This is a genomic window from Vibrio brasiliensis LMG 20546, from assembly GCF_000189255.1.
GTDB lineage: Bacteria > Pseudomonadota > Gammaproteobacteria > Enterobacterales > Vibrionaceae > Vibrio > Vibrio brasiliensis.
The window spans coordinates 1-321 of the sequence record NZ_AEVS01000099.1 but is presented as its reverse complement, the minus strand read 5'-3'; the positions used below and the strand labels follow the sequence as shown (position 1 = coordinate 321).

The 321-nt window shown below is 47.7% G+C and carries 1 protein-coding gene; it reads left to right on the top strand.

Features of this window, described 5'->3' with window-relative positions:
* The coding region (locus tag RH46_RS22275; protein WP_006881063.1) for a hypothetical protein at positions 1 to 321 on the top strand (321 nt) is incomplete at both ends.

Here is a 321-nt window from a genome sequence, read left to right as displayed (position 1 = left end):
AAACCAAGACGGTAAGGTTTACCTAGACTTCGATGGTAATAACATTGAAGTGCCAGCGTACGTGCAAGATATCTATGTTGAAGTAGAGACTACGGACGACAGCGTAGACCCAGTACATGAGGGTAGTGAGCGCTTCCAGCTTGTGGTTCGCGATGTAAACAACGTTACCACCGACAGTAATGGCAAAGCGAAAGCCGCTGCCTTTATTACTGATAGCGGTGAAAACGGTGGTGATGATGACCGTCCAGTTATCACAGAAATCACAGGCGGTGCGGTTGAAGAAGGTGAATTAGTGTCATTCGATGTGACGTTGAGCAACGC